The sequence below is a fragment of the Shewanella mangrovi genome (assembly GCF_000753795.1).
GTDB classification, from domain to species: Bacteria; Pseudomonadota; Gammaproteobacteria; order Enterobacterales; family Shewanellaceae; genus Shewanella; species Shewanella mangrovi.
The window spans coordinates 413302-436940 of sequence record NZ_JPEO01000003.1; the positions used below are offsets into that span (position 1 = coordinate 413302).

The following is a 23639-nucleotide window of genomic DNA, read 5'->3' on the forward strand; positions in this document are numbered from 1 at the left end:
CTATTTTAGAGCTCAACTCTTTTAGCGTAACGTCTGCTTATCCAGCCTCTTCGCAGCTTTTGAAGCGAAATCCTCGCTTTGAGGAACACATTCTAGAGCTTCTTTAACGTAGTAGCTTTTGCCATCGGCACGATGAACTTTGGTTGCCACCAATGATGCAACTTTAGCATTCACATTAGTTGCATCCCATCGGTAAAACGCTATGGTTTTACCTTTTGAGGTGTCTAAATAGCATTTATAACTTACTCTTGCCGCGAAGGCATTTGTGGATAATATGGATGTAGTAATCAACAATGAACTAATCAATATTTTCATTTCCAACACTCCGCGCTTGGCCCCTTTTCACCAGTTTCGGTCAACGTGATAGTCCCGCATTTAGTATCTCTAGAAGCTTGAGAGCCTTGCGGGACTGCAGACAATTCAAAATTATCAACTCCAACCGAGCTTACTTTATAATAACCATGCTCTGTTTCATATGGAGAGCTAGAGAGCCCTAAATCAGTTAGTGTTTCTGCGTACTCTCTATTGTCCAGATAGTATTGCTCCTGCAAATTTGCAACCTTCATCAATGCTGCATGAGCCTCAGAACGATTACTACGAGTCACGTAATCAATATATGATGGATAGGCAATTGAGGCCAAAATACCAATAATTACCACCACAATCATGACTTCGATGAGGGTAAATCCACCAACGACATTTTTTTGATTACACAACATATCAATCCTCATTTACGTGGTAATAAATTTTATTAGTAGTCAATCCAGACTCTAATTTAACTGTTCCTGAACAATCATCTCCGACACATTCCCCGCTGCCAATAATCAAGACAGCATCGGGAGCGTCAGGATCATCTGGGTCATCTGGAGGCGTCACTATCTTAGGTGGTTGAGGTATACAATTGTCACAAATATCGCGATATTCATAACTAGTACGCCCCCCTTTATGTAGATCAAATGTGTACAAGCGTCCTTGAGACGTTATCTGGCACGTTTCCTCCGGATTTTCTAATGAAGGAGTAAATGAGGTGAAATAAACTTTACCTTTAATGATGGTCGACGGTGAAAGACTCTTTTCTCCTGTGCCAGGGAAACTATAGAACCATCCCAATTTAGTGCCAAAGGCAATATTCTCATCGTCAGAAGATGGAGCACTTGAGGTTACGTCGTATAAATTACTCAACGTGAGTGCATCAGGAATAATATCTGAGCTAAATGTTTTTGTAACAACGTGCCTATCTTGCAGCACAAAAAACATATCTTGTACTGAAGTATCTAACGGAGCAGCCCGATTTCCACTCCCCAATGTCACAGCGTCATAAGGAACATTTTGATACCCTGTAGTTGTCGTGGTATTTCCGCTAGCATCTGTATATGTCACAGTGGTGACGTTAGAAAATTCAGTTTGAGCGACGACTGGCTCGTAGAAAAAATGTCGGTTAGAAGTAAGAGCTCCGCCTAAAAAGGCAAATTTAAACGCTGACCAAGTGGATGTCGTCCCCGACGGCATATCCATTCGCCAAATATTTCCACCTAAATCTGCGGCGTAGAGGCGGTCAACAATTCCATCACCATTACTATCAAGTGTTGCGATAGAGCCAGGAATACTATCCTCAATCCCCGGAAGAGAGGTACTACCTCCTTCACCAAAGTTATAAATCAAAGTTCCATCGTCAGCGTCAACGATATAAACATTTCGCCCCACCGGTGAGCTAGGTGTACCGGTATCATATGCAGCGTCATAGCCACCGCCAAAAATAACAGCGAGTTTCTGACCTGTTTCAGTTGGTATTCTAGCTACAACCGGGGTCGACCAAGACTCCCCGAGCTCTGAAAACCCAGTATCAGAGGGAGTAAGGTGCCACTTCAATTTGGGGGAAGTTGGGGATGTAACATCTAACGCAAAATAATCATTTCCGCCTCGACGTAAACCTAAGAACAACCAAGCTGTCTTAATTGAACCATCAGAGTTTCTCTCTAAATAGGAGACAGGAGACCCATCGATTCCGTAAACACTATGTCCATTGGAGTAGCTGTTTTCTCGTAGTGTAGGGACATGTTGTAAAAATTGTTCAGGCATTAGTGCCCAACTTTCAGTTACTGAGCTTCCCTCGTCCTTGAAAGCATGAAACATCCCTTCATTGGTGCCCATAAATATATAAGTGCCAATGGAGCCGCCGTAATCTATAGCAAGCGGCTGAGAATGCATAGGGTCTCCCATAATATCGCCCCGCACACCATCAAAATCATCAGACATCAACGTAGTTCCATCAGTGTCTGTATCGACGTTATTCCCTTTGAGCCACGATAGAGCTTTAGCCAAGTCGTCTGCTGTAGTTACATTCAAATAGGTCATCACATCCGTCGCACTAGCACCGGAGAACAATGCATCCAACGTCTCAAACGAGCCCCCTGAACCAGAGTCTGTGTATATAGTCCTATCATCTGGCACCAAGGAACGTGCGGCACCACCTTGTTGCACATCGTTTCCGTCTGGTCCAGATGAGCAATCACTCCAATAACTGCAAGCGGTGTCTTTAATTCCACCGCTAGCACCAATAGCATTATCACCATTAGCGTCGACTAATGTGCCACTGGAATTCACTTTGAATTTTTTTAAGTTACCAGCCCAACGTGGTCCTGCTGATGGTTCAAACAATGCGTAATACGCGGAATCTAGGGTTCGGGTAGGATCGGCATTACTGTACGCAACACCCGGTGCTGAGAATCGTTGTCCCTCTTGGGTAATATTAGATAAAACGGCGCTAAATGCAGCGACTAAACTACTTGCACCATCGGATGCGGTACTACTCGCAGAATAATATTTTCCGCCACCACGGTTTGCTGTTTCTTGCAATAATGGTTCAGCAGCGGAACCTTCATCTAGTGAAAAGCCGATGGTGTAGGTTCTTACATGCTGAAAAGCATCCGAGCCCGGCACCTGATCATGCCAATACATATAACTTGCTAATGCTGGAAGCCAACTAGACTTAGTTGAGCCATCAATATCAGACGTAAAAGTATATGATTCATAGTTCCCACCATCCGTAGTAGAGCCCCCGTCTAAGGTGTCATTAGACCTTGAACTAATCAAAGCTTGTACATCTGCGTCTGCAGCAGAATCTTGGGTTGGTTCTCCATCAGTAATGTAGATGATATAGGCGACATCACTGCAAGAGCTAAAAGGTGTCTGATACTGTGTATTTGAGTTAATCTCAATCGAGGTGTCATAAGGGGGCTTATTCGCGGTGTACTTAATGTCCCCACTGTCATAGTTTTTATCTTGATGGCCAAATACGATACTTTGGCCACTAAAATAACGATAGGCCTCATACAAGGTTTCACATAACGGCGTATTGGTCTGAGCAGGAAGGCTATTAATTGTATTTAAAAGTGCCGTTTTTTCAGATTCCGTACGTTGTTTTATACCCGCAACTATCCTACCACCATTTCTAACCTCTTCAGTTTTATCAGTAGCATCTGGATAATTAAGGTTAAAAACTTCAAGGCCAAAATCTACCGTTTCTGTGGTATTAATGACACTTTCAATTGCGCTCTTTGCCGTAGCAAGACGTGACTGCTCTACCATTTTAGGTTGATTGGTGTAATACCATCTGAGGTAGTTAGCAGTATAAAGTGTGACCAACTCTCCCGACTTGAAGTCATCAGCCATCGCACTGTAATCGTTGTCGGTATTGCTATTCCAAATTGCTGAATCATTGACAGGAATACCTGGTTCATAACCTGTGCTAGCATCAACAGTCGTAGTTGTAGTATTCCCTGCTGAGTCCGTTGTAGTTAATGAATAAGATCGACTTTTGTTATTGTCCAAATATGTACTATCGCCACTATTTTCCCAAGCATCGACATCTTCCCAACAATCAATTGGATTATTTCGATCTTTCCCTTCATTTAATTTTATTGGTTGCCACGTCCCTTTGCCATTACCGTTAGAAACGTACTCACGGATATAGCCGGTAAAACGACCATATTGTTGCAGCTTTTCATAGGCAATAGTGCAGGCGTTGATTACAGTATTGAAACGGCGAGAGTCTGACGGGCTAAGAGGAGTAGCCAGTGCCGAATCATCAATTCCGACTCCAACAGTAAAATAGATGGAGCCATCATCATATGAATGAGCTGAATCTTCTGGAGCAACGTAATCAGGATCCCCTCCATCGTCATTATATCCAGACTTCGACTCTTCAACCGTAGACATCGATGCTGAATTATCAAAAATAATTAAGACCTTAGCTCGGCCATTATTTACAGGAGCAAGAAGATAAAGGTCGGTGTCATCTGCCCAACTTTCCCCAACTAAGCCAACGAAGGTGAACAATAAAGTACACAAAAGTTTTTTGAGTTTCATGATCCACTCCCATTAAGCACTTCCTGCTCAATACCTTGAGTAACTGTGATACTACCTAATCCTGAACGCCCATAAGTCACACTATTTGACACTTCTACTCGTCTACAGGAGATTAGATTGGTTCCGCTAGCCGCTTCTGTTCGCTGGCAAGAAACGTTTGCGGGCGTTTCCCCCTTTGGCAACGAAAAAGCACTAGAACCTAAAACAGTCTGTGCTCCTGAAGTCGTCATGGTTGCCCAAAATGAGGGGGCTGTTTCGTTGAAAACTGTCGCCAACCCGCCATCAGCAGTCGCTTTTGCTTCAATCCGTTCAGCCCCAGCTCCAGCCATCCTTAAGGATTGCCCAGCATTTACCGCCAATGCCACGCCGATGACCGTCATAACGATTAATAGTATTAGCGCAAAAAAGAGCACAACACCCGTTTGTCGATTTAAGCTCTTCATATCAATTCCTAATCAACACTGGATTTTCCAGCATTACGGTAGTGGACAGGACCTTACGACGATAATGCTCGCTGCCTTCGTAATCGGTTGGCGTTATCGTTTTATCAGCTAATTGATAAGTAACAGTGTCCGTATAGCTGCGATCTTCTTCAACAGCACGCACTAACAAAAAGATTTTTACGGCAACAATACGTTGAAAAGACTGGTTGTCCCACATCAAGTCTGTTACGTTTTCAACGGGTAAAAATCTATCAGCAGCGTCGTCGCCATCATTATCATAACCGTAGAGAATACGCATATTCTCAATCCCTTGAACTATTGCGCCCTCGGAATTATCCATAGAGCCACTATCACTTAAGCTATAACGTTTTAGACTTGGGATACCATTGTCATTGCCAATGTAATAAATGTTATGTTCATAGTTCCAAACGCGCTGATTCTTTACCGCGGTTCCAGTTGAATTACCCCTAAATATAATTTGACTCGAGGTTGTTGCGACTCGAAAACCAGTTGTTGCACCTGCTGGTCCCTTGAGACGTTTGATTTGAATAACATCCGTTCCAGCATTAGCATCGGTAACACAATCGATAGACGTTGCACTTACTCCGACCTCATACCCCCATATTCTTCGAAAATGAGAGGCAATATCTACTGGAAGTGTACGATTGTTCAACCCCCCACCAATACAATCATTTGTGATAGCCGCATCGACGGTAGTATTGGTTCCCACTATGAAGTCAGAACCTGTAACATCCCCAAAAAACGCAACCTGCTCAATATCTGGCGCCATAATCGCAAGGGCCATGCGTCCATTCTCTTGCAATTGATTATATTGTCCGGTGGTGGTGACATTGGTGGCCGACATACTAAACATAGTGAAAACGCCTAAGGTCAAAAACAAACTGATCACCATAGCCACCATTAGTTCGACTAACGAAAATCCTTTGTTTGTCATTAGCTTTACTGGATTACACACCATCAATGACACTCTCCAATACAAACAAACGTCTTCTAGCCCCCAATGAGCTCCCGCAAGTAGAATCACTAGCCGAAGTTCCCGCTGTTCCTTGAATACCTCGCCAAGCAATGGCAATACTTACATTTGCCTTGACCTTCCCTGTCTCATCAGATTTCTCATAGTCCACCGAAATGCATCCGATGCTGGAATCAAGCCCCCCAACATTCGTTCCGTCTTTTTCTTCAGCACCACCAGACATTAACCAATTCCATTGGTAAACATCCCATTCAGCCATATCTGCAGGTGAACAATTTACAGCTGCATCGCAACTATCTGCGGATGTAATATTTGGTGGCCCGATATAAGAGTCAATCACGGTTTTGTTCAACTTCATGCGATTAAGGATGTCATTTGCTAGATACGCAGCCGTTGTCTGCTGAAACGACTCGAAACTCGATCGCTTCGCCACAATATGTAAATTAAAAATACCGATCAGACCGATCACCAAAATGACCAGCGCTACCATGACCTCAATGAGAGAGAATCCAGCTCTCTTTACATTTACCAATGTCAAATCTCCGGCGACCGCCAAATCATCGGCAGAAAATATTGTTAATTTTCTGCCAGTTACCATATAAGCCAACTTTTATAATAGATAAACATCGGCACCTTGGCTAGTAACAAACGCAAGCAAAAACACACATCGGTTATGCACTTTAGCCATATCATACCTGCCGAACTTTAGGGATATTTAGCCGTTCAATTATATTAGTTACTTAAATTCAACAAGTTGAATATTTTTTAATCACAATAAAGACACTTTTGTAAAGGTGATTTCGCTATATTGGACCCGTAAAAAAACCGGATTTCTCCGGCTTTTTTATTAACTGATTGCACATTAGTTCAGTGAAGTAGGATCTACAGATTGGATATAGTGGCGTAATTCTTCAAAAACGACGTCATCGCCATCGGTAAACAGTGGGTCTTCGACTAATCGTTCAGAGCACATGTCGGCAACTTTTTGCCAATCTTCATCCGTCATTGTTTTTGCCAGCAATGGGAACACGTTTTCCTCTTCAAACTGAAGATGTTGCTCCTGCATAGTGACATAAGCTTTCAACTCTTCAACCAGCTTTTCTTTAGCCACCACAATATCGTTGAGGATCAAATTAAGCGTTGAGGCTAAAGCTGAAGACGCATCAACGAGCTTTTGATGTTCATGGCTCAAGCGCTGCGCCGAATCTTGTCTAGCAAATCGCTCCAAGTAGTACTCATAAACGATATCTTCCAGCGGATGATGACTATGCTCAGCATATCCCTGCATATACTCGACAACGTCGCGAACAAGAGCAAAATTAATTGCCTCTCCATCAGCGAGCTTTTTATATTTTCCTTTAAGCAGATTGAGCAGAACAGCAATGTGCTTATGATCGTTTTGCAATCTTGGCAGCATAGGGCTCTCCATTGTAAGGGGCCGTTAACTAGTTAAATTCTAGTTAACAAGCACAAAGTTCGCTCAATGTTAGCGACTGAAGAAAGATAAATACATGATGATGATCAAGGAAATTTATACAGCTTCTGTCAGATACAGCGAGTACAGTCACAGAAAACGCACAATTATTTCTAATTTAGCATAAATTTAATTACTCATTGTATGACATTTGCCTATTTTACAGCGACAGTGATAGCCTAAAAGCTAGCTCACTGATTTTGTATAATTTATGAATTCCAAACGATGGGTCGGCGCCCATGTTAGCGCACAAGGCGGCGTTGCCAATGCCCCAATTAATGCAGCCAAAATCGGTGCAACCGCTTTTGCTCTTTTTACCAAAAACCAACGACGTTGGCAGGCTGCGCCGCTCGATGATAAAGAGATCGAAACCTTTAAGCAGAACTGCCACCTAAACGGTTTCAGTGCCGCGCAGGTTTTACCGCATGATAGTTATCTGATTAATCTCGGGCATCCAGAGCCCGAACTCTTAGCAAAATCACGGGATGCATTTGTTGATGAAATGCGGCGCTGCCAGCAACTAGGACTGTCCTTGCTTAACTTCCATCCAGGCAGTCATCTACGAAAAATTTCGGAATCCCTTTGTTTACGTAACATCAGTGATTCCATCAACTTCGCGCTCGACAGTACCGAAGGCGTAACCGCGGTGATTGAGAATACAGCCGGCCAAGGTTCTAATCTCGGACATCAATTTGAGCATCTAGCACAGATTATTCATCATGTAGAAGACAAAAGCCGTGTCGGTATTTGCATTGATACTTGCCATATGTTCGCTGCTGGTTATGACATTCGAACCGCTGAAACGTGCGAGAGCAGCTTCAACTTATTTGATGAGATTGTCGGCTTTCAATATCTGAAAGGGATGCATCTTAACGACTGCAAGACAGCTTTTAGTAGTCGAGTTGATCGGCATGATTCACTCGGTTATGGCAGCATTGGCAAAGTAGCATTTGAGTTTATTATGCAACACCCTGCCACGACCAGTATTCCATTAATCCTCGAAACAATTCGCCCCGACATTTGGCCAGATGAAATCCGTTGGTTACAAAGTATTAGTCGTTGATGTGAAAAAGGACTCTTAAAGTTATATATAGTAACTAAAAGGGTGTATATTGTGTATTAAGGCAGAGAAATCTGCCTTTTTATTGCTCAATAAAAATATTAGGAATATAGTGCTTTATATGTTTATTGTGTATGCGGAAAACTTGATTTGTCATCAGTAAAAGTCAGAGCGACGATTGTAGAGGACAATACTGGCATCAAAAGCCAACTGCCTATCTTGCTAACTGAGCAAGGAGAGTTAAGTACGGTCACGGACTACCTACTCAAGCTGGAGTCGGACGGTGTGAGTAACTCCGTCATGAATGGATTTATTCAAGCGGTGTCCTTGTTGCTAGATTACATGGAAGCCAATAGAGGGTTGTTCGACGATCCGAAGTTGCTCTTTCAGACCTTTTCTAAGCGGTTGTATACAGGAACGATTGGTGAGGATGGACTTGACCCATCAGGTTTGTATTGGGTGCCAAGTTCAACCAGTAACGTGAATAAGCATATTCATCGACTGACGGCATTCACCGATTGGCTGGCAAATAAGCAAGGCACTGTATCAATGAACCCCTTGCGTGATGCCACCCCTCATGAGCAGCGATTGAACTACGCCGCATGGTATCGAAAAAACCAAAATGATTTCCTCGGTCATATTGAAGATAAAACCGTAAATAAAACCATCCGTAAGGCGCGAACCATTAAGGGGCGCACACCACTCACCAAAACCGAAGATGATGCTATCGCCTTTCCTGAAAAGCATTGGGAAGAGTTTTATATGAATGGCATCGGTGGCGCGAGTGACCCACGAGTGGCACTCAGGGACAAATTAATACTCCTACTCATGCACGGTGGCGGACTACGCGAAAGCGAGGCTTTAACCCTTTGGGTGACAGATGTGTTTGAAGATCCCTATAACCCTGATAGTGCTATCGTTCGAATTTACAATGAAGTCGATGGCAAAGCGCCAAGTGACCCTGAAGTTCGTTCTAAAAATCAGAATAGAGAAACGTACTTAAAAGAAAAGTATGCGCGTATCCCTCGACAGCGCATGAAAGGCACCGCGCATCTTGGTTGGAAGAACCGTGTGGTTGACCATAAAGATAACTACATACAGGTTCAATGGTTTCCAACCGACTATGGCAAAGTGTTTATGTCACTTTGGAAAAACTATCAAAAGTACCGTGCCAGCATCGACTGCCACCATCCTTATGCGTTTATTTCGTTTCATCACAGCGCGTTCGGCAATCCTTACACCATCAACGCTTTTCATGATAACTACGCCAACGGCTTGAAGCGCATAGGTTTAGAACCAAACAAGGCTGAAGGTCTAGACCCTCACGGGCATCGTCATAATTACGGCAGACGATTAGAACGTTCAGGATTGAACCCGTTGGTAATTCGACGCTGCATGCACCATAAGTCCCTAGACTCACAAACCCCCTACACAGGCAAAGGTCAGCAAGAAATCTCTGACGAACTCACCCAAGCTACGCTGCAACTTGCAAATCCTGAATCCAAAGTCAAAACACTCGACTGGAAAGCACTGGTTGAGCATGGCTTTGATGACATCGACCCACAGGGTTACTTCACAGGCAAGCACCCAAAATTGAGAGGTAAGTAATGGCGCAAAAAGGCAAAAGGCGAGATGGACGCACAACGGATTTAACCTTCTCTTGGATGCTCACCACGCTTGGTGCTGAGTGGCAGCAATGGCAGGAACTGGCGGCTGAGTGGATGGCAGAACAAACCAATGGTATTAACCATAAACAACAAGCTATGGCTCGCTTCTTCGAATCCTATCTTGCTGAATATGCACCCTATGCCATCGGCAATATTGACCTGTTTTTTAAGGGCTATAACGGTCATCGATGCTCTAGCGAAGAGCTTGAGAAAACGATAAGAAACAATATAGTCGCTTCTTCAAATATTCAAAAAGGCGTGAACTATCCTTGCGACTTCATCGACTTTGTTATCGAAAAAGTGTTCTCCGAAGAAGATGACAATGGCACACTTGTTCCCTTAGTTCAAAACCCGCTCAGTAAAATCAAAAGACAAGGCTACGCTAACGAAACCGTCCGCAACCCCTTACCATATCGCTACATTCAGGACTTGCGCCAAATCCTTTGCCCGTTGCCTGATAAAGTGGAACTGACCGTCATTGAGCAAAATCTTAAAGAGGGTGAAATCCTGCTGCCTGCCTATCACTATCGCCATTTCAAGCACTGGACTTGGGCGCAGCAGCAAACCGGGCAAGGTACCCAAAGTGGTGACTGGTTTGAAGTGGAACCTGAGCTGATTGATAAAACCGACCCTGATTGCGTGTGGCGCATCAAAGAAGTGACTCGCTATATTAAAGGTGAAGGGCACAAAAAAATCACCCTTCACCAAATATGGTCGCCTGTCAAAGCAATGGTGATTTTCATGAAGCTGCATCTGCCGCTGCGTACCTATCAGGTGCGGATGCTGGACAGTGGAGAAGCCGACACATGGCGCTATGAGCAAGGTCAATGGGGAGTGAACACTCGGCATGACTTCGCACTTGGCAGTAAACAACGTCCGTTCGGGAAAGGCATCTTCCGCCGCATTCACGACACCATGACAGGGCTATATTCCACAGGCTTGTATATCAACACCAACAAAACCGCCGACCAGAACAAAGATGAACTGGAGCGTGGTTACATCATCCCCTGGCAGAACGAAGAAGTGCTGTACTGGCTGGAAAAACTGCGCAACTGGCAAGAAAAATACAACCCGATTACAAAACCTACCGATTGCACTACACTGCTCAAAAAGCACACTGGTGATAAGAAATCGGACAAACAGCTAGAAAGCATGGGCGAGATTGCCTTTCTGTTTCGTTATGCATCAGCAAAGGGTGAGGATAAATCAAAGCCAATTATTGGTGAGTCAAATATAGCGTCTTTCTGGTATCAACTCCTATTGACGCTAGAAAACCAACTCGCAGAACGTGGTAATACCCTAGATAACGGCGAACGCTTGAAACTGGTTGTGGATTACCCTGAAGGTAATCAAGAAGGTGTTGCCACACTCTTTCCCTTACACAGCTTACGTGTCTCGCTTATTACAGCGTATACAATGGACACGCAACTGCCATTGCCTGTAATTTCTAAACTATTGGCGGGTCATACACGCCTGCTGATGACCATCTATTACAACAAAATTACCCCGTCCGTGATGGCAGAGAAAATGGATGAAGCGCATGGTGAGTTGGATGCCAAATCCAAACAATCGGTGCGCAATTTCCTCAAAGATGCCTCGATAGAGCAAATCCAATGCAAGATGGTGTATCACAGTGAGGGTAGCATTCAGGCGGCACTGGTTAATCGTAATCCGATTGGCTGGGAAGAACGCTCCTGTGGGTTGTGCTTGGTGGGTGGCAACACCGTGAAATCGGATGAAGTCAGCACCCTTGGAGGTTGCTGGAATGGTGGTGAGGCGATTAATGATGTAAAAGCGGCAGCAAAACGAATGTATGGCAGTGTGCCACACGGCCCTGAAAACTGTATCCGCTGCCGCTGGTTTATTACCGAAGCCCGTTATCTGCCTGCGCTTAATGCCCACTTCAACCAACTGAGCTACAAAGCGCATCAGGCGGCTAACCTATCGGTGGAAATCGAGGGTGAACTGGAAACGTTGAAAGACGAGCAGTTCTTTTGTGAAGAGCAAGGTAAGCCGTTCATCAAGCATGATGAACTGCAAGTCCTACAGCGCCGCTGGGAAAAACAGCAAGTCGAAGCGGATGAATACGCCAAAGACTGGGTAACGTGCTTTGAACTTATTAATAAAATCATACGTGTCGAAGAAGCCAGAAATGAGGATGACTCCAAAGATAAACTGATTGCGGTTGGCTCTGAGCAAGATGTCAGCCATGCCTTGAAGTTTATCGAAACCGACTCTGAGTTGCTGCACCTATCTCTGATTTGTGATGACGCGGAGTTTTACCCTGATTTACAGGACGAACTACGTAAAACGCCTGCGATTCAAAAGCGTTCGATGCAACTCAGCCGTGTGCTGATGAAAAAAGGCTTTGAGCCGATTTTCATGGAAATGGACGACAAACAACAGCTCATCGCCGCCAATGCCATGCTGCGTCATATGGCAAAAATCGCTGACCCTGACGACAAACTTGAAGGCTACCGCAAAGTGGCGAATTACATCGAAGCGGGTCAATACCTGGCCGATAACAAGCTGTTCTCTGAGGGTATTCATGCATTGACTGATAAAGCTGTTAACCTCAATAGCATCGCACTACCGAACTTATTGGAGGATTAATGGAACTCGATATTGATGTTATTCTGGCTGACTTAAAAGAAGGCAAAGTCCCTCGCACGCAGCAAAACCTCGATAAGCTCAACGACACGCTGAAAGCCTATGCGGGATCGGGTCAGCGTGACTTCTCCATCACGCAAATAGGGCGAGTTTCTGCCGAAAATGGCGGATTGGCATATGAGGCGTTGCGTGCGACCCGTAACACGCACTACCGAACACTCATTGAAGCTTGGGCTGCAAAATGCAATACCGGCACCAAAAAACCGCTATCCAATACCTCTCGGTCTAAATCTATCCCTGCGGATAACAAGCTGTTAGAGCGTATCCCTGACCCAGCGGTCCGCGCATTGTTTGGTCAAATTATTGCGGAGCGCAACCGCTACCGCAAAGAGGTCAATTTGCTCAAACAGCACGCCAATATCACCATCGACAAACGCCCTGTGCGTCAGTTTGATACCAGCGCAGAGCCAAGCGTCGAAGTGCTGCCATCCCTATCAGGTGTACTAATCGAATCAGAGAAGAAAGCCTTGGCGTATGCCATTTCTGATGAATGCATGGAGAAGAACTACTGGCAAACCACTCAGGCAGGTCAGGTGAAGAACATGGAAGACAACAGCGAAGTATTCCCTAGAGGCTTTGTTACAGGGCTTCGCAAACTGCTGGGTGAGGTAGATGACTAATGGCAAATGGGCAGCAGAAAGCTCAACAAAACCTTGAGGCATTTGAGGTCTGGAAAGCCACACAGACGGACGATGACTTTAAACAAATCGTGTTCAGAGGCCAGCTAAATCGAATCGAAGTGGCAAAGGGAACAGGTTGTGGCAAATCGGCGCTAAACCAAAACCCTGCCCTCAGAAAAGCACTCAAAGCACTAGAGGGGGAGTTGCGTGATAGAGGGGTGCTGCCACCTCTTACGGAAGCTGCCAGGAAGAATGAGGGCAAACCTCAAGCCTACGATAACACCGTCAATCGACAGCTTCTCGATTCAAAGCGTGTGCCTCCACTTGAGGCTGAGAACATTGAATTGAAAGCTAAGGTCAAAGAGCTAGAAAAGCGACTTGAGCGCTTCGGTGAACTGTCTGAAACCTTATCTGACATGGGGTTGATGCCACGATGAATGCCGCTTTGCATGAAGACCAAATGCGTGTCACCAGTATCCCTTATCGCACGGGTAAGCTCGTGATATTCAGCGGTGTACCGCTGGCGAAGAACTCTTATAAAACCAATAGTGGGAAGTATTACGTCACCATCAAAGCCGACCCCGATAGTATCCCCGTGCTTCCAGCGCTGGGTCAGCATTGGTCAATCAAAGGCGCTCGCCAGATAGAAAATATGGAGGTGGGTGAATATGTAATGCAGCAGCACACCTATGAATCACCTAAGCATGTTGAATGCACTTTGCCTGAAACAGGTGAGCAACTGATACGCTTTATCGCCAGAGAAAGTGACTTCAAAGGTATTGGCGAAAGCAAAGCTAGGGCGCTCTGGCAACTCTTGGGTAAAGACTTCCATGCAACACTGAGAAATGACACCCCAGAGTCCAGAAAGCGCCTGACATCGGTTCTGAGTGAAGATTCAGTGGAAGCACTCTTTAAGGGGTACGCCAAATATAAAAATCTGGCACACTGCAACTGGATGAGCGAGCACAACATCCCCGCCAGTGTGCAGCAACGGCTGCTCAAGCATCACGGTGAAGCCTCCATAGCGGTAATTAAGGATAATCCTTATGCTTTGATGGGCTTTGGTCTTTCGTTCAGTGCCATTGAAGATATTATCAAGGTAACGGATTTTAAGAGCGATGTTGTGCAGGATGACCCAAGAAGGCTCAGCGCTGCTCTGGAAATGGCGATTCGCAAGGAGATTGAAAAAGGTCACACCTATACCACTCATGCGAATGTGCGCCCTTACCTCAACAAGCTACTGAAAGACAAAACACTGGTCACTCAGGCGTTCCAATCAGGTCATGATAAAGCCCAGTACATTTTAAATCCCGACACAGGAGCCTACCATCCCACTGCGCAACTTCTGATGGAAAGTGTCGTTGCCAAGCGGTTAAATGGACTGATTAAGCGAAATGACTTGTATGATGAAAACGCCAATGCTGCGTATTGCTCTGCGGCTGCGGAGCTTCCCTACGAATTAACCCGTAAACAAATCGAAGCCGTAACAACGTGCCTGGATAATTCGGTAAGCTGTATTACGGGCGGTGCAGGAACCGGCAAGACAACGGTACTCAGAACAGCGCTCAGGGCTTACCATCAACTTGGATTTGAAATACACGCCGTTGCGCTCAGCGGTCGTGCTGCAATGAGACTTCATGAATCCATCGGTTTTGTTACTTCAACCATTGCTAAGTTGCTACGTGACGAACCTATTGAGCCTAGCGCAGAAAAGCCAAATCACTTACTGGTCATCGATGAAGCGAGCATGATTGACCTACCAACCATGTATCGCCTAGTTAATCACATTCATCCCTCGGTGCGATTGATATTCACTGGCGACCCCGACCAACTTCCACCAATCGGCTGCGGTAAGGTGTTGGCGGACATCGTTGAAGCAAAAACGGTCGCCAACACCATGCTGGATATCGTGAAGAGGCAGGAAGGGTCAACGGGTATCCCTGAATACTCAAAGCTCATTAATCAAGGTGTGGTGCCTGAACAATTAAGTACAGGTGCAATACACTTTCACGAAACCAATAAAACAGACATTGCCGAAGTCTGTTGTGAGCTTTACCAACAGTCCCCTGAAAACAGTCGCGTCATGGCTCCAACCAAGGCACTCGTATCAGAAATCAATAAACTCACCCAACAAGCCGTTAACCCAGATAGCACTAGCCTTGAGTTCGAAATCAATGGTGATAAGTTCTTTTTGCCACTTCGCATGAATGATGCGGTGTTATTTACGCAGAACCATTATGACAAAGGCATTCAGAACGGCTCACTAGGTATGCTAACCAACACCAAACCTTCTGGTGATAGTTACGGTGAAGTGACGCTAGATACAGGTGAAAAGGTCGAGATAACACAATCCATTCTCGACTGCATGGAGTTGGGTTATGCAATCACCTTGCACAAGGCTCAAGGGTCACAGTTTCCACGCATCATTATCGCGCTGCAAAACGGAAGAATGGTAGATAGAGCTTGGCTCTATACGGCAATTACGAGGGCAGAAAGTGAAATTCATATCGTTGGAAGTAGTAATGACATAAAGCAGATCACCGAAGCACCTAGTCACTCTCATAAGCGGAATAGCTATCTGAAAGAGCTGTTGGGCTAGCAGTTTTAAACTCATTTGTGCCCCATTGCGTGTTTCGAATGTACTAAGCTAACAAAGTCAACGCCCAGCCATTGACCAAATTTTAGTAATCCTACAGAGTGTCTACTTTGACGATGACGATTAAGAGTCGTATAGGCGGCTGTATTTGGAGAGTTTAGAAAGTGTCCAATTTTCTTAGGCCTTACCAGGTCTGGAAAATGCGCATATGCACGAATAAGCAGTTATATTTCATAGGGAATGGTGAATTGAATCAAAATACAGAAAAATCTGTCAAGGCACACAGCCATAATGGGGATGAAACGCACCCAAGAGAAACGATATTTCCGATTTTCAGGGTTGATGAACAGAACTGTTGCCATCTTGTTGGTACAGGCTTCTTTATTGGCGATGATGGTGTTTTTGTAACTGCAAAACACATAATTGAAGAGATTGAGTCTAAAGGCGGTCACGTTGCGATTGTCCATATCAAAGCTGGCAAATGGTTTCTTCGTAATGTCGCTTTTAGCACATTGCACCACAAGGCCGATATAGCCGTTGTACACTTAAATCGCTTATATAATCAGACCAAAGATGAGTACTTGTCCAACGACAAGCTAAAAATAGCTAAATCCCCAACTCGAAAGGGAGATAGTTTATTTACCTATGCTTATCCTAAAACAACCATTGCCTATGAAGAGTTACCAAGAATCAATATTGTCCCTAGCATTTATGATGGTGTAATTACTGAGGAGTATCCAGATGGTAGAGACCGAATGTTACCTTCAGCATGTTACCAGGTGGACATGCTGATTCATGGAGGAGCTAGTGGGGGGCCAGTGTTCAATTCAAATGGCGAGGTTGTTGCAATTAATAGCTCTAGCATGTCCTTTGATGAGCCTGATTCTGGCTGTACATTTGTTTCTTGTATTCAGGATGTTATGGATTTGGATATATATGAAAATGCACCTCAAAAAAGTAACTTTCTTCCGACGAAAGTTAGTGAGTACATCAATGATGTATAACAAACGCATCTTTCGACACCAAGCGAATACTAGGCTAACACTAAATTAACTCTACCATCATAAAGAAAATGGATTTTAAAATGCACCCACACAATATTCATATTAAAAATATAAAGCAAGCTAATGAAGACAATAGATTAGCTATATTTGTCGGTGCAGGTATATCAAAAAGCTCTGATACTGATTATATTAGCCTACCTTCGTGGAGTGATTTAATAACTGAACTAAAGGCAGATTTAGCGATAACTGAAGAACTGGATTATTTAAAACTAGCTCAACTATATTATCTGGAGTTTGGAGAGCAGACGTACAACCAAACATTGAAGAAATATTTTCCTGAAGACATCCCCCCATCTAGTCTACATCGTACAATTTTGAGGATAAGTCCTCGTGTAATAATAACTACGAACTGGGACTGCATCATTGAAAACGCAATAGAGCAGGAAGGCTATCTATACGATACGATATGCACAGACAAAGACTTAGTCAGTTCAACTAGTCCGAACAAATTTATTAAAATCCATGGTGATTTCAAAAATCACAATATAGTTTTCAAAGAAGATGACTACCTCAATTACTCAAGAAACTTCCCGCTAATAGAAAACTACATTAAGTCAATATTTTCAACACATACTGTTCTATTTTTAGGGTATTCCTATAATGACATTAACCTTAAACACATAATGAAATGGTTACAAAGTCATTCCAGTTCAGCTCCTCAAATGTATTTGGTAAATTTCAAAACAAACAAGCCTCAAGAAAGCTACTTGAGAAATTATGGGATCACCACATTAGTTATAGATAGCGAAAGCTATTCTATTGATGAAATTCAGCATTTAGAGGAACGGTCAGCGCTAACTCAATCTTTTTTAAAATCTATCATTCAAGATGATAGAGCTGTAGACCCGAACGATGACCAGGAAGTTATCAGTTTCATATACGAACGTATAAAACACTTAAAACAGCTAAGTTCAATAACTCATAATCAAATACGGCGAGCTATAACAAACTGTGGATTTCGTTACGATGACGATGGCTTAAATGTATTAGAATTATTCAAGCCTCAAGGAATTCTGACTACGGACTACAGCGAAACCACTAGATGTCTTCACGAAAAATTCTTGGAGCTTCTGTCTCGCATAGACTTGTTGAATGAAGATGAAAAAGAGAAGTTTTATCTAAGAAATTCAACGCTTACGGACATATTTTCTATCCTATCTCTAGCTTATATCAAAGGTGTCGTTTTACCTAACAATAATGATAGAGGCAAAACAATGTACTTTGTAAACGAGAAAATCGATTCCGCTCAAGACTTAGAAAAGAAAGATCGAGAACACATATCTTTTTCAGCATGTGAATGCAAAAGTAATGATCTTGTAAAATCCTTGTCTTCAGAATCTTATGAGAATTATAAAAATGGCAAGTGCGAATTAGCATTTAAGAAAAATTCTGAATTGATTCTAGTCTGTAAAATGCATCGAATATATTCGTTCCTATTGATAGCGCTATTTAACAAAAATACGATTTTACGGATGCTCAAGTATTCTTTTTCTACAGAGCAAAGAAACGAATTTGCAAAGGAAGCTGAAGTAGAACTTCAAGATGAATTTTTTAAATTTCCAAGGTCTGAGATAAAAAAGAATCAAGCCCTGTATGATTTTTTGTCCCTACACTCAGTTCATCAGAAAGCAAATGAGTGTACTAAAAAGGTACTTGATCTCACCAAAACCATTAAAAGTATAAAAGCTGGAGGAATAAGCCTTAACAACAATGCAGATGAGCCAACTTCTACACACATAAACCTATTAATGTTCGCATTGAAAAATCACATAATGATTGATCAATACGCTCCATACAAAGCTGTTATGAGAGACTTCATCAAGATCTCCATACTCCGTCAATCAGTAAAAGAAAGAGTAAAACTCAACCAATATGAGTTTTACTCTGCCATCCAATTCTACTCATCAAAAGACCTTAAATCGGAGCTTAGTATATTCTTTAAAAATGAAGATTCCACTCAGCTTCGTCTAGATGCTAGCGATGAGTGTTGCGAGTGGATTACTTCTACCATTTTGCCAAACTTAACAGATCGATTAATACAAGATAGAAGTTTATCCAACAGCTATGAAATTGAATTTATAAACAGTGTACAATTATTGTCATTTCTTAATTTAAATGTTTATCACTTCTCAAAAGTTATGAGTGAGTTTTCTCGGTTAATTATTAGTAGTTCAACAACTATCGGGACATATAAGGCAGTAAATGAATTTTTAGCACACCAGCACAATTTATTTGAACGAGAGATCAAAACTGACATTTTGATAAAGATATTAAACACGTTAATCGACAAAATCACTTCCAAAACAGCGCATGGTTACGATAACCATGCGATAACCAATGGATCTATAGATAATTTATACGATTATATCGGGTTAGAAAATGGCGAGTACACTGATAAGGAGCGAGTCAACCGACTAGTGTTTGAACTTGGGACTTACACTCTGGAAGAGCAGCGTAAGTTTTCGAGATCTCTGCTTTACAGCATTTTTAACATATCGAACGCTACTGTTCGAAATATTATTAGGAAATTCATTGAGAGCGTTATTTCTCAACCGAAAACAAAAGACATAGATGATTGGGAATTTGAACTTTGGTCAGTCGCAGTTGGTTTTAAAGATTTTGAGACAGAGGCTGCTACGAAGCTAGATGAATATTTAGAACAGTTTCGTGATGGAAAAACGTTTTCAACAAAGCTATATTCACTTAAAGGATTAACTCAATATTTAGTAGATAAAAATAAAATTAACACTCTAGAAGTTCTAAACAAAGAGTTAGGCGATCTTATAGAACAGTATGAAAACCGTCCAAATTTTTCAGTTATTTGAGTACACGAGTAGTTAAAAATTAGAGTCTCTCCGTAGTCTAGGTTAGGACAGAAGCAATTGGGTAAAATGCCATAAAACAAAGAGCTTTGTCCTGACAAATTCTCCGCTGCGATCCAAATTTTCCGTAGTTCGCGGCATTATCTCCATAGAAATTGTAATCCGAAACACATCAGGTACAGTTAAAAACGTAACTCATTTATGTCCATTAATGCCCTACAGAATTACAAAACTCTGTTTGTGAATGAGCTTTTAGCTTTGTATCGTTGAAAAAGTGGTGTCACCATACTTTATTGTGAGGGTTTAAAACGGAGAGCTAAAGGTTGAAACTACCTTTTCTCTGAAACCACCGAGAAGCTCAAATGACAGTGATGCCGCAGGGGCTGATGGTTCTAGTGACATCAACTCTGCCAAATGCGATGGCGTATGTTCATCAAGGCAGGCTTGTCCAAATTTGAGTGCGCCAATGGACGTTGGGGGAAGAGTTTTGGATAGCAAAGGAAGGGTATTGACTCGACCCTGTGAGACTTCAGGTTCTAGTGCTTCCCGGAATACTACTGGAATGTCGGGTATCTCTTCAGCTATGCGGTTTGCGAATTCAACAAGTTTTGGTGCAGCGAAGGTGTATAGCCAGGCTTCTTGGTTTTTGCTTTTATTTTTACGTAATACTCTACCTAGAACTTGCCTAAAATAGAGTTCAGTTTTGACTCTGCTTAGGTGACAACATACTTGGAGACGTGGGATGTCAGTCCCCTCACTAATCATCCCAACACTAACAATCCAGTTTGTTGTGCCGTTCCTGAATTCATCGATTTTTAATGACGGTTGTTGTTCTTTGTAAGTAACGATTTCAGCGGTTTGTGCAAACTCTTTTCTGAGAATATTCAGAATATGAGTAGCATGTTCTACTGATGAGGCAACGACTAATCCTGCTGCATTTGGATTGTGCAACCTAATGTTATTGAGCTTGTTTGTCGCCAGCTTTAACACATGTCGAACAGCTAGATCATTTTTGATGACTGATTGGTAAGAAACCGAAGAACCTTTGAATAGATCATCCAGACAATTAAACGTCTTAGTTTCATTATCTTCATCAGTAACAGAGATTTTTTCATTATCAATTAAGACGATCTTGGGATTTCTGCATACTCCGTCAGCTACAGCTTCCCTTAAACCGTATATGTAATCGCATTGAATCTGGTTGTTCGGATCTGTATAACGAGATAGAGCTATCGGTGCCTGATCTGAGCGCCATGGAGTGCCAGTTAATGCTAGGGTGTATTCTGCTTGGTTTTGAATATTCAGTAAGATCTCTTCTCCCCATGCATTCGCATCTTCTAGAGAACTGCCTGAGCAATGATGGATTTCGTCAAAAACAACGAGTACGCGATTTCGTTTTAGTAGTTGCCAAAAGTCTTCGTTGAATGACAGCATACTTTGGTAGGTATAAGAGCAACCAATAGCCCCTATTACGCCATCGAAACGACAATCCAATCGTTTTGAAAATGCGGACTTGATCCCCTGAGATATATTGATGGAAGGTGAAAAGCAAAGCACAAAGTCGATTAGGCCTTCTTCAAGTAGTTGAGCTGCCACTTCGGCCGCCATAATTGTCTTACCGGCTCCAGGCGTCGCTAAACAGAGAAAGTGTCTGTGTTGGGTATTAAAGTGCTTTAGAGTACGATTGACGCACTCTGATTGCCATTTTCTTAGCCGCATGAAGATTATTTACGCTGGTGAGAGAGGACAGATTTAATAGCCTTGATTTGCCCAAGTAGTTTTGAGCTTCTTTCCCGGGCTTGTAAGTACTGAGATTCGAGATGTGTCTTCATTTCGGGGAAGGATTGATACAATCGCATATACTCTTCTGATTCACCAATGCTAGTAAGTAGATCCACTTCAGATTCTTTCAAACGTTCTTCAAGTTGCTTAATAGCATCAATAGTGGTCGAGGGGGCTGATGTGATCTGGTTTGCCGTGGACGTCGTTGTATTTTGCTCGATGAATTTGGTCTCAAAAAACAGCTCAGACTTCTGGTACACAATCCTTTTAGAGTTTTTTGTTCCCTTCTTAAGCAGTAAGCCTTTCTTAACCAGTCTATGGATCTGTCTGTAAACATATTTGCGTGCCTCATTGGGCTCTTTGGTCACTGCACACATTGCCAAGTATGAGTCAAGTAGCTGTGTCACACTGAAGTTGTCAAAGTTCTCATCTTGGATAATGGAATTTAGTTGAGCGTTGATCTTGATGGATGGTTTTGACATTAACTTTCTCGCAAAGAAGCTCTGTATCCGCTAACTCACCGGGCTAGGAGAGCTTCATATTAATTAATGAGGATTATAATCCGTGGCTTTATAAGCCGCAACTTTGGATAGTCTTTCTCTTTAACGAGAATAAAAATGAAAGACTTAGCTATCCAGTTTGGTGCAAAATTACGCGATAAGCGCAAGGCTCTCGGGATCTCGCAAGATAAAATGGCGTTATTAGCAGAGATAGATCGTAGCTATGCAGGACGAATTGAGCGTGGTGAGGTCAACATTACGCTCGAAAAGGCCTATCAACTAGCTGAGATTTTGGAGTGTGACGTCAGAGAGTTATTACCCTAGCTTAAGAACAGCCGCCATTTCAACTCCAGAGGTGTCTCAATGTTACTTTGCAACATCAGAGTCAATACTATCTTAACTAGGAAATGCCCCATTACGATTCAGCAGTGTGATTCTGGGCTACGTCTAACACACAAAGATTGACCAAATTTTAGTAATGCTAAAAGTGACGGCTATGTTAGCGTTTATCTTTTTTGAATGGTTGAATTACGAGAGATAACGATAGGATTAAAGCAGTGATGAACAGCCGAAAAATTAGCTATTGTTGTTAATTCTGCGGATGCAAAATCCAAAGCAAGATTTGCAGCTAACTGCGCCATCTTCTGAATCGGATATTCCATACTCGTTAAAGCAGGGCGACTGTATCGCGCCATCATAGTGTTATCAAAACCAATAATGGATATATCATTCGGTACGTCGATTCCCACATCCTGTAGCTTTGCCATTGCACCACAGGCCACGGCATCGTTGTATGCCAAAATAGCGCTGAACTCAGTACCTTTACTTAATAGTTGTGTGATGGCTTGTTCACCACCATCAAAGTTTGGATTAATCGATGAAATGTGTGTTTCAGGCAATTCTACCCCAGCTTTATTAAGTGCCATCATAATCCCTTTTTGGCGATCCGTTGGATCTGAAATAGCCTGATTACTGTTTAGTAACAATATCTTATGATGATTTAATGCTAATAGATGCTCCGCCATTAACTGACCACCTAAGATGTTGTCTAACCAGACGCAGCGATCTGCAAGTACTGGAATATAGCGATTAATAAACACCATCGGCGCTTCACGACTTAATGCGACGAGTTCTTTATCAGACAGAAACTTACTATGCACTACTAATGCTTTGCATTGCTGCTCTAGTAACAACTCGATAGCTGCACGTTCAGTTTCCGCTTGCAACGCACCGGTACTCACCAACAATGATGCATTACGTTCACGCGCCACCTGTTCCACACCACAAGCAAGACTTGAAAAAAAAGGCCCATGCCAGTCAGCTATCACTAAGCCTAGTGATTGAGGCTGACGCTTGACCAAGGCTCGTGCATTTGCATTCGGCCGGTAGCCCAAATCACTAATCACTTTAAGCACACGATTGCGAGTAGTATCTGTTACTGCTCCATTGTTATTGACTACGCGAGAGACGGTAGCTATCGATACGTTAGCTGCTTTAGCGATATCTTTAATAGTGACCATTATTATTATCCAACCTAAGGACGCCGCGGGAGAATTCCGCCCTCGCATTAAGTCAATAG

General features: G+C 43.0%; 19 protein-coding genes. 9 read left to right on the forward strand and 10 right to left on the reverse strand.

Annotated features, from left to right (window positions below):
* Positions 1-21: 21 nt before the first annotated feature.
* From HR45_RS06995 to HR45_RS07025, 7 genes are all read right to left on the reverse strand, one after another.
* On the reverse strand, positions 22-315 hold the full coding sequence (locus tag HR45_RS06995) for a TapY2 family type IVa secretion system protein (RefSeq protein WP_037441156.1): 294 nt from the start codon (positions 313-315) through the stop codon (positions 22-24).
* Positions 312-719 carry a type IV pilin protein gene (locus HR45_RS07000; protein ID WP_037441158.1) on the reverse strand — a complete coding sequence of 136 codons (408 nt, stop codon included), beginning with the start codon at positions 717-719 and terminating at the stop codon, positions 312-314. Before HR45_RS07000 ends, HR45_RS06995 begins: the two co-directional genes overlap by 4 nt.
* A 1-nt stretch (position 720) precedes the next feature.
* Positions 721-4368: a pilus assembly protein gene (locus HR45_RS07005; RefSeq protein ID WP_037441161.1), complete on the reverse strand. Its 3648-nt coding sequence runs from the start codon at positions 4366-4368 to the stop codon at positions 721-723.
* Positions 4365-4811 (reverse strand): pilus assembly PilX family protein, encoded by a 447-nt coding sequence (locus tag HR45_RS07010; protein WP_037441164.1) that lies wholly within the window; start codon positions 4809-4811, stop codon positions 4365-4367. The genes HR45_RS07005 and HR45_RS07010 overlap by 4 nt, the downstream gene beginning before the upstream one ends.
* 1 nt (position 4812) lies before the next feature.
* The gene (locus tag HR45_RS07015) at positions 4813-5766 is read right to left on the reverse strand and encodes a PilW family protein (RefSeq protein ID WP_037441464.1); all 954 of its coding nucleotides are present in this window, start codon (positions 5764-5766) and stop codon (positions 4813-4815) included.
* A 13-nt stretch (positions 5767-5779) separates the two neighbouring features.
* Positions 5780-6403: a type IV pilus modification PilV family protein gene (locus tag HR45_RS07020; protein ID WP_052074576.1), complete on the reverse strand. Its 624-nt coding sequence runs from the start codon at positions 6401-6403 to the stop codon at positions 5780-5782.
* A gap of 264 nt (positions 6404-6667) precedes the next feature.
* On the reverse strand, positions 6668-7222 hold the full coding sequence (locus tag HR45_RS07025; protein WP_037441166.1) for a hemerythrin domain-containing protein: 555 nt from the start codon (positions 7220-7222) through the stop codon (positions 6668-6670).
* Between the two features lie 268 nt (positions 7223-7490).
* Here HR45_RS07025 and nfo point away from each other — a divergent pair, with 268 nt between their 5' ends.
* The 8 genes from nfo to HR45_RS07065 all read left to right on the forward strand — a co-directional run bounded on the left by nfo (position 7491) and on the right by HR45_RS07065 (position 19781).
* Complete coding sequence (gene nfo, locus HR45_RS07030) at positions 7491-8342, forward strand: deoxyribonuclease IV (protein ID WP_037441169.1); 852 nt, start codon at positions 7491-7493, stop codon at positions 8340-8342.
* Between the two features lie 147 nt (positions 8343-8489).
* Positions 8490-9947, forward strand: a complete 1458-nt coding sequence (gmtY, locus tag HR45_RS07035; RefSeq protein WP_037441171.1) for a gamma-mobile-trio recombinase GmtY — start codon at positions 8490-8492, stop codon at positions 9945-9947.
* A complete protein-coding gene (gene gmtZ, locus HR45_RS07040) occupies positions 9947-12619 on the forward strand; it encodes a gamma-mobile-trio integrase GmtZ (RefSeq protein ID WP_037441173.1) in 2673 nt (890 codons plus the stop codon). The genes gmtY and gmtZ overlap by 1 nt, the downstream gene beginning before the upstream one ends.
* Complete coding sequence (gene gmtX / locus HR45_RS07045) at positions 12619-13296, forward strand: gamma-mobile-trio protein GmtX (RefSeq protein WP_037441175.1); 678 nt, start codon at positions 12619-12621, stop codon at positions 13294-13296. The genes gmtZ and gmtX overlap by 1 nt, the downstream gene beginning before the upstream one ends.
* Positions 13296-13733 carry a VPA1267 family protein gene (locus HR45_RS07050; protein WP_037441177.1) on the forward strand — a complete coding sequence of 146 codons (438 nt, stop codon included), beginning with the start codon at positions 13296-13298 and terminating at the stop codon, positions 13731-13733. The genes gmtX and HR45_RS07050 overlap by 1 nt, the downstream gene beginning before the upstream one ends.
* The gene (locus HR45_RS07055) at positions 13730-15895 is read left to right on the forward strand and encodes an AAA family ATPase (protein ID WP_037441179.1); all 2166 of its coding nucleotides are present in this window, start codon (positions 13730-13732) and stop codon (positions 15893-15895) included. Before HR45_RS07050 ends, HR45_RS07055 begins: the two co-directional genes overlap by 4 nt.
* 245 nt (positions 15896-16140) lie before the next feature.
* Positions 16141-16896, forward strand: a complete 756-nt coding sequence (locus HR45_RS07060) for a S1 family peptidase (RefSeq protein ID WP_162180646.1) — start codon at positions 16141-16143, stop codon at positions 16894-16896.
* Between the two features lie 80 nt (positions 16897-16976).
* Positions 16977-19781 carry an SIR2 family protein gene (locus tag HR45_RS07065; protein WP_037441183.1) on the forward strand — a complete coding sequence of 935 codons (2805 nt, stop codon included), beginning with the start codon at positions 16977-16979 and terminating at the stop codon, positions 19779-19781.
* A 300-nt stretch (positions 19782-20081) separates the two neighbouring features.
* Here HR45_RS07065 and HR45_RS07070 read toward each other — a convergent pair whose 3' ends face one another.
* Both HR45_RS07070 and HR45_RS07075 read right to left on the reverse strand, forming a co-directional pair.
* Positions 20082-21497 carry a DEAD/DEAH box helicase gene (locus HR45_RS07070; protein WP_037441186.1) on the reverse strand — a complete coding sequence of 472 codons (1416 nt, stop codon included), beginning with the start codon at positions 21495-21497 and terminating at the stop codon, positions 20082-20084.
* 5 nt (positions 21498-21502) lie between these two features.
* The gene (locus HR45_RS07075) at positions 21503-22042 is read right to left on the reverse strand and encodes a hypothetical protein (RefSeq protein ID WP_037441188.1); all 540 of its coding nucleotides are present in this window, start codon (positions 22040-22042) and stop codon (positions 21503-21505) included.
* 135 nt (positions 22043-22177) lie between these two features.
* On the opposite strand from HR45_RS07075, the gene HR45_RS07080 reads away from it, so the two are divergent.
* Positions 22178-22384 carry a helix-turn-helix domain-containing protein gene (locus HR45_RS07080; protein WP_037441191.1) on the forward strand — a complete coding sequence of 69 codons (207 nt, stop codon included), beginning with the start codon at positions 22178-22180 and terminating at the stop codon, positions 22382-22384.
* A gap of 182 nt (positions 22385-22566) precedes the next feature.
* Here HR45_RS07080 and HR45_RS07085 read toward each other — a convergent pair whose 3' ends face one another.
* Positions 22567-23580 carry a LacI family DNA-binding transcriptional regulator gene (locus HR45_RS07085; RefSeq protein WP_037441194.1) on the reverse strand — a complete coding sequence of 338 codons (1014 nt, stop codon included), beginning with the start codon at positions 23578-23580 and terminating at the stop codon, positions 22567-22569.
* Between the last annotated feature and the right edge of the window lie 59 nt (positions 23581-23639).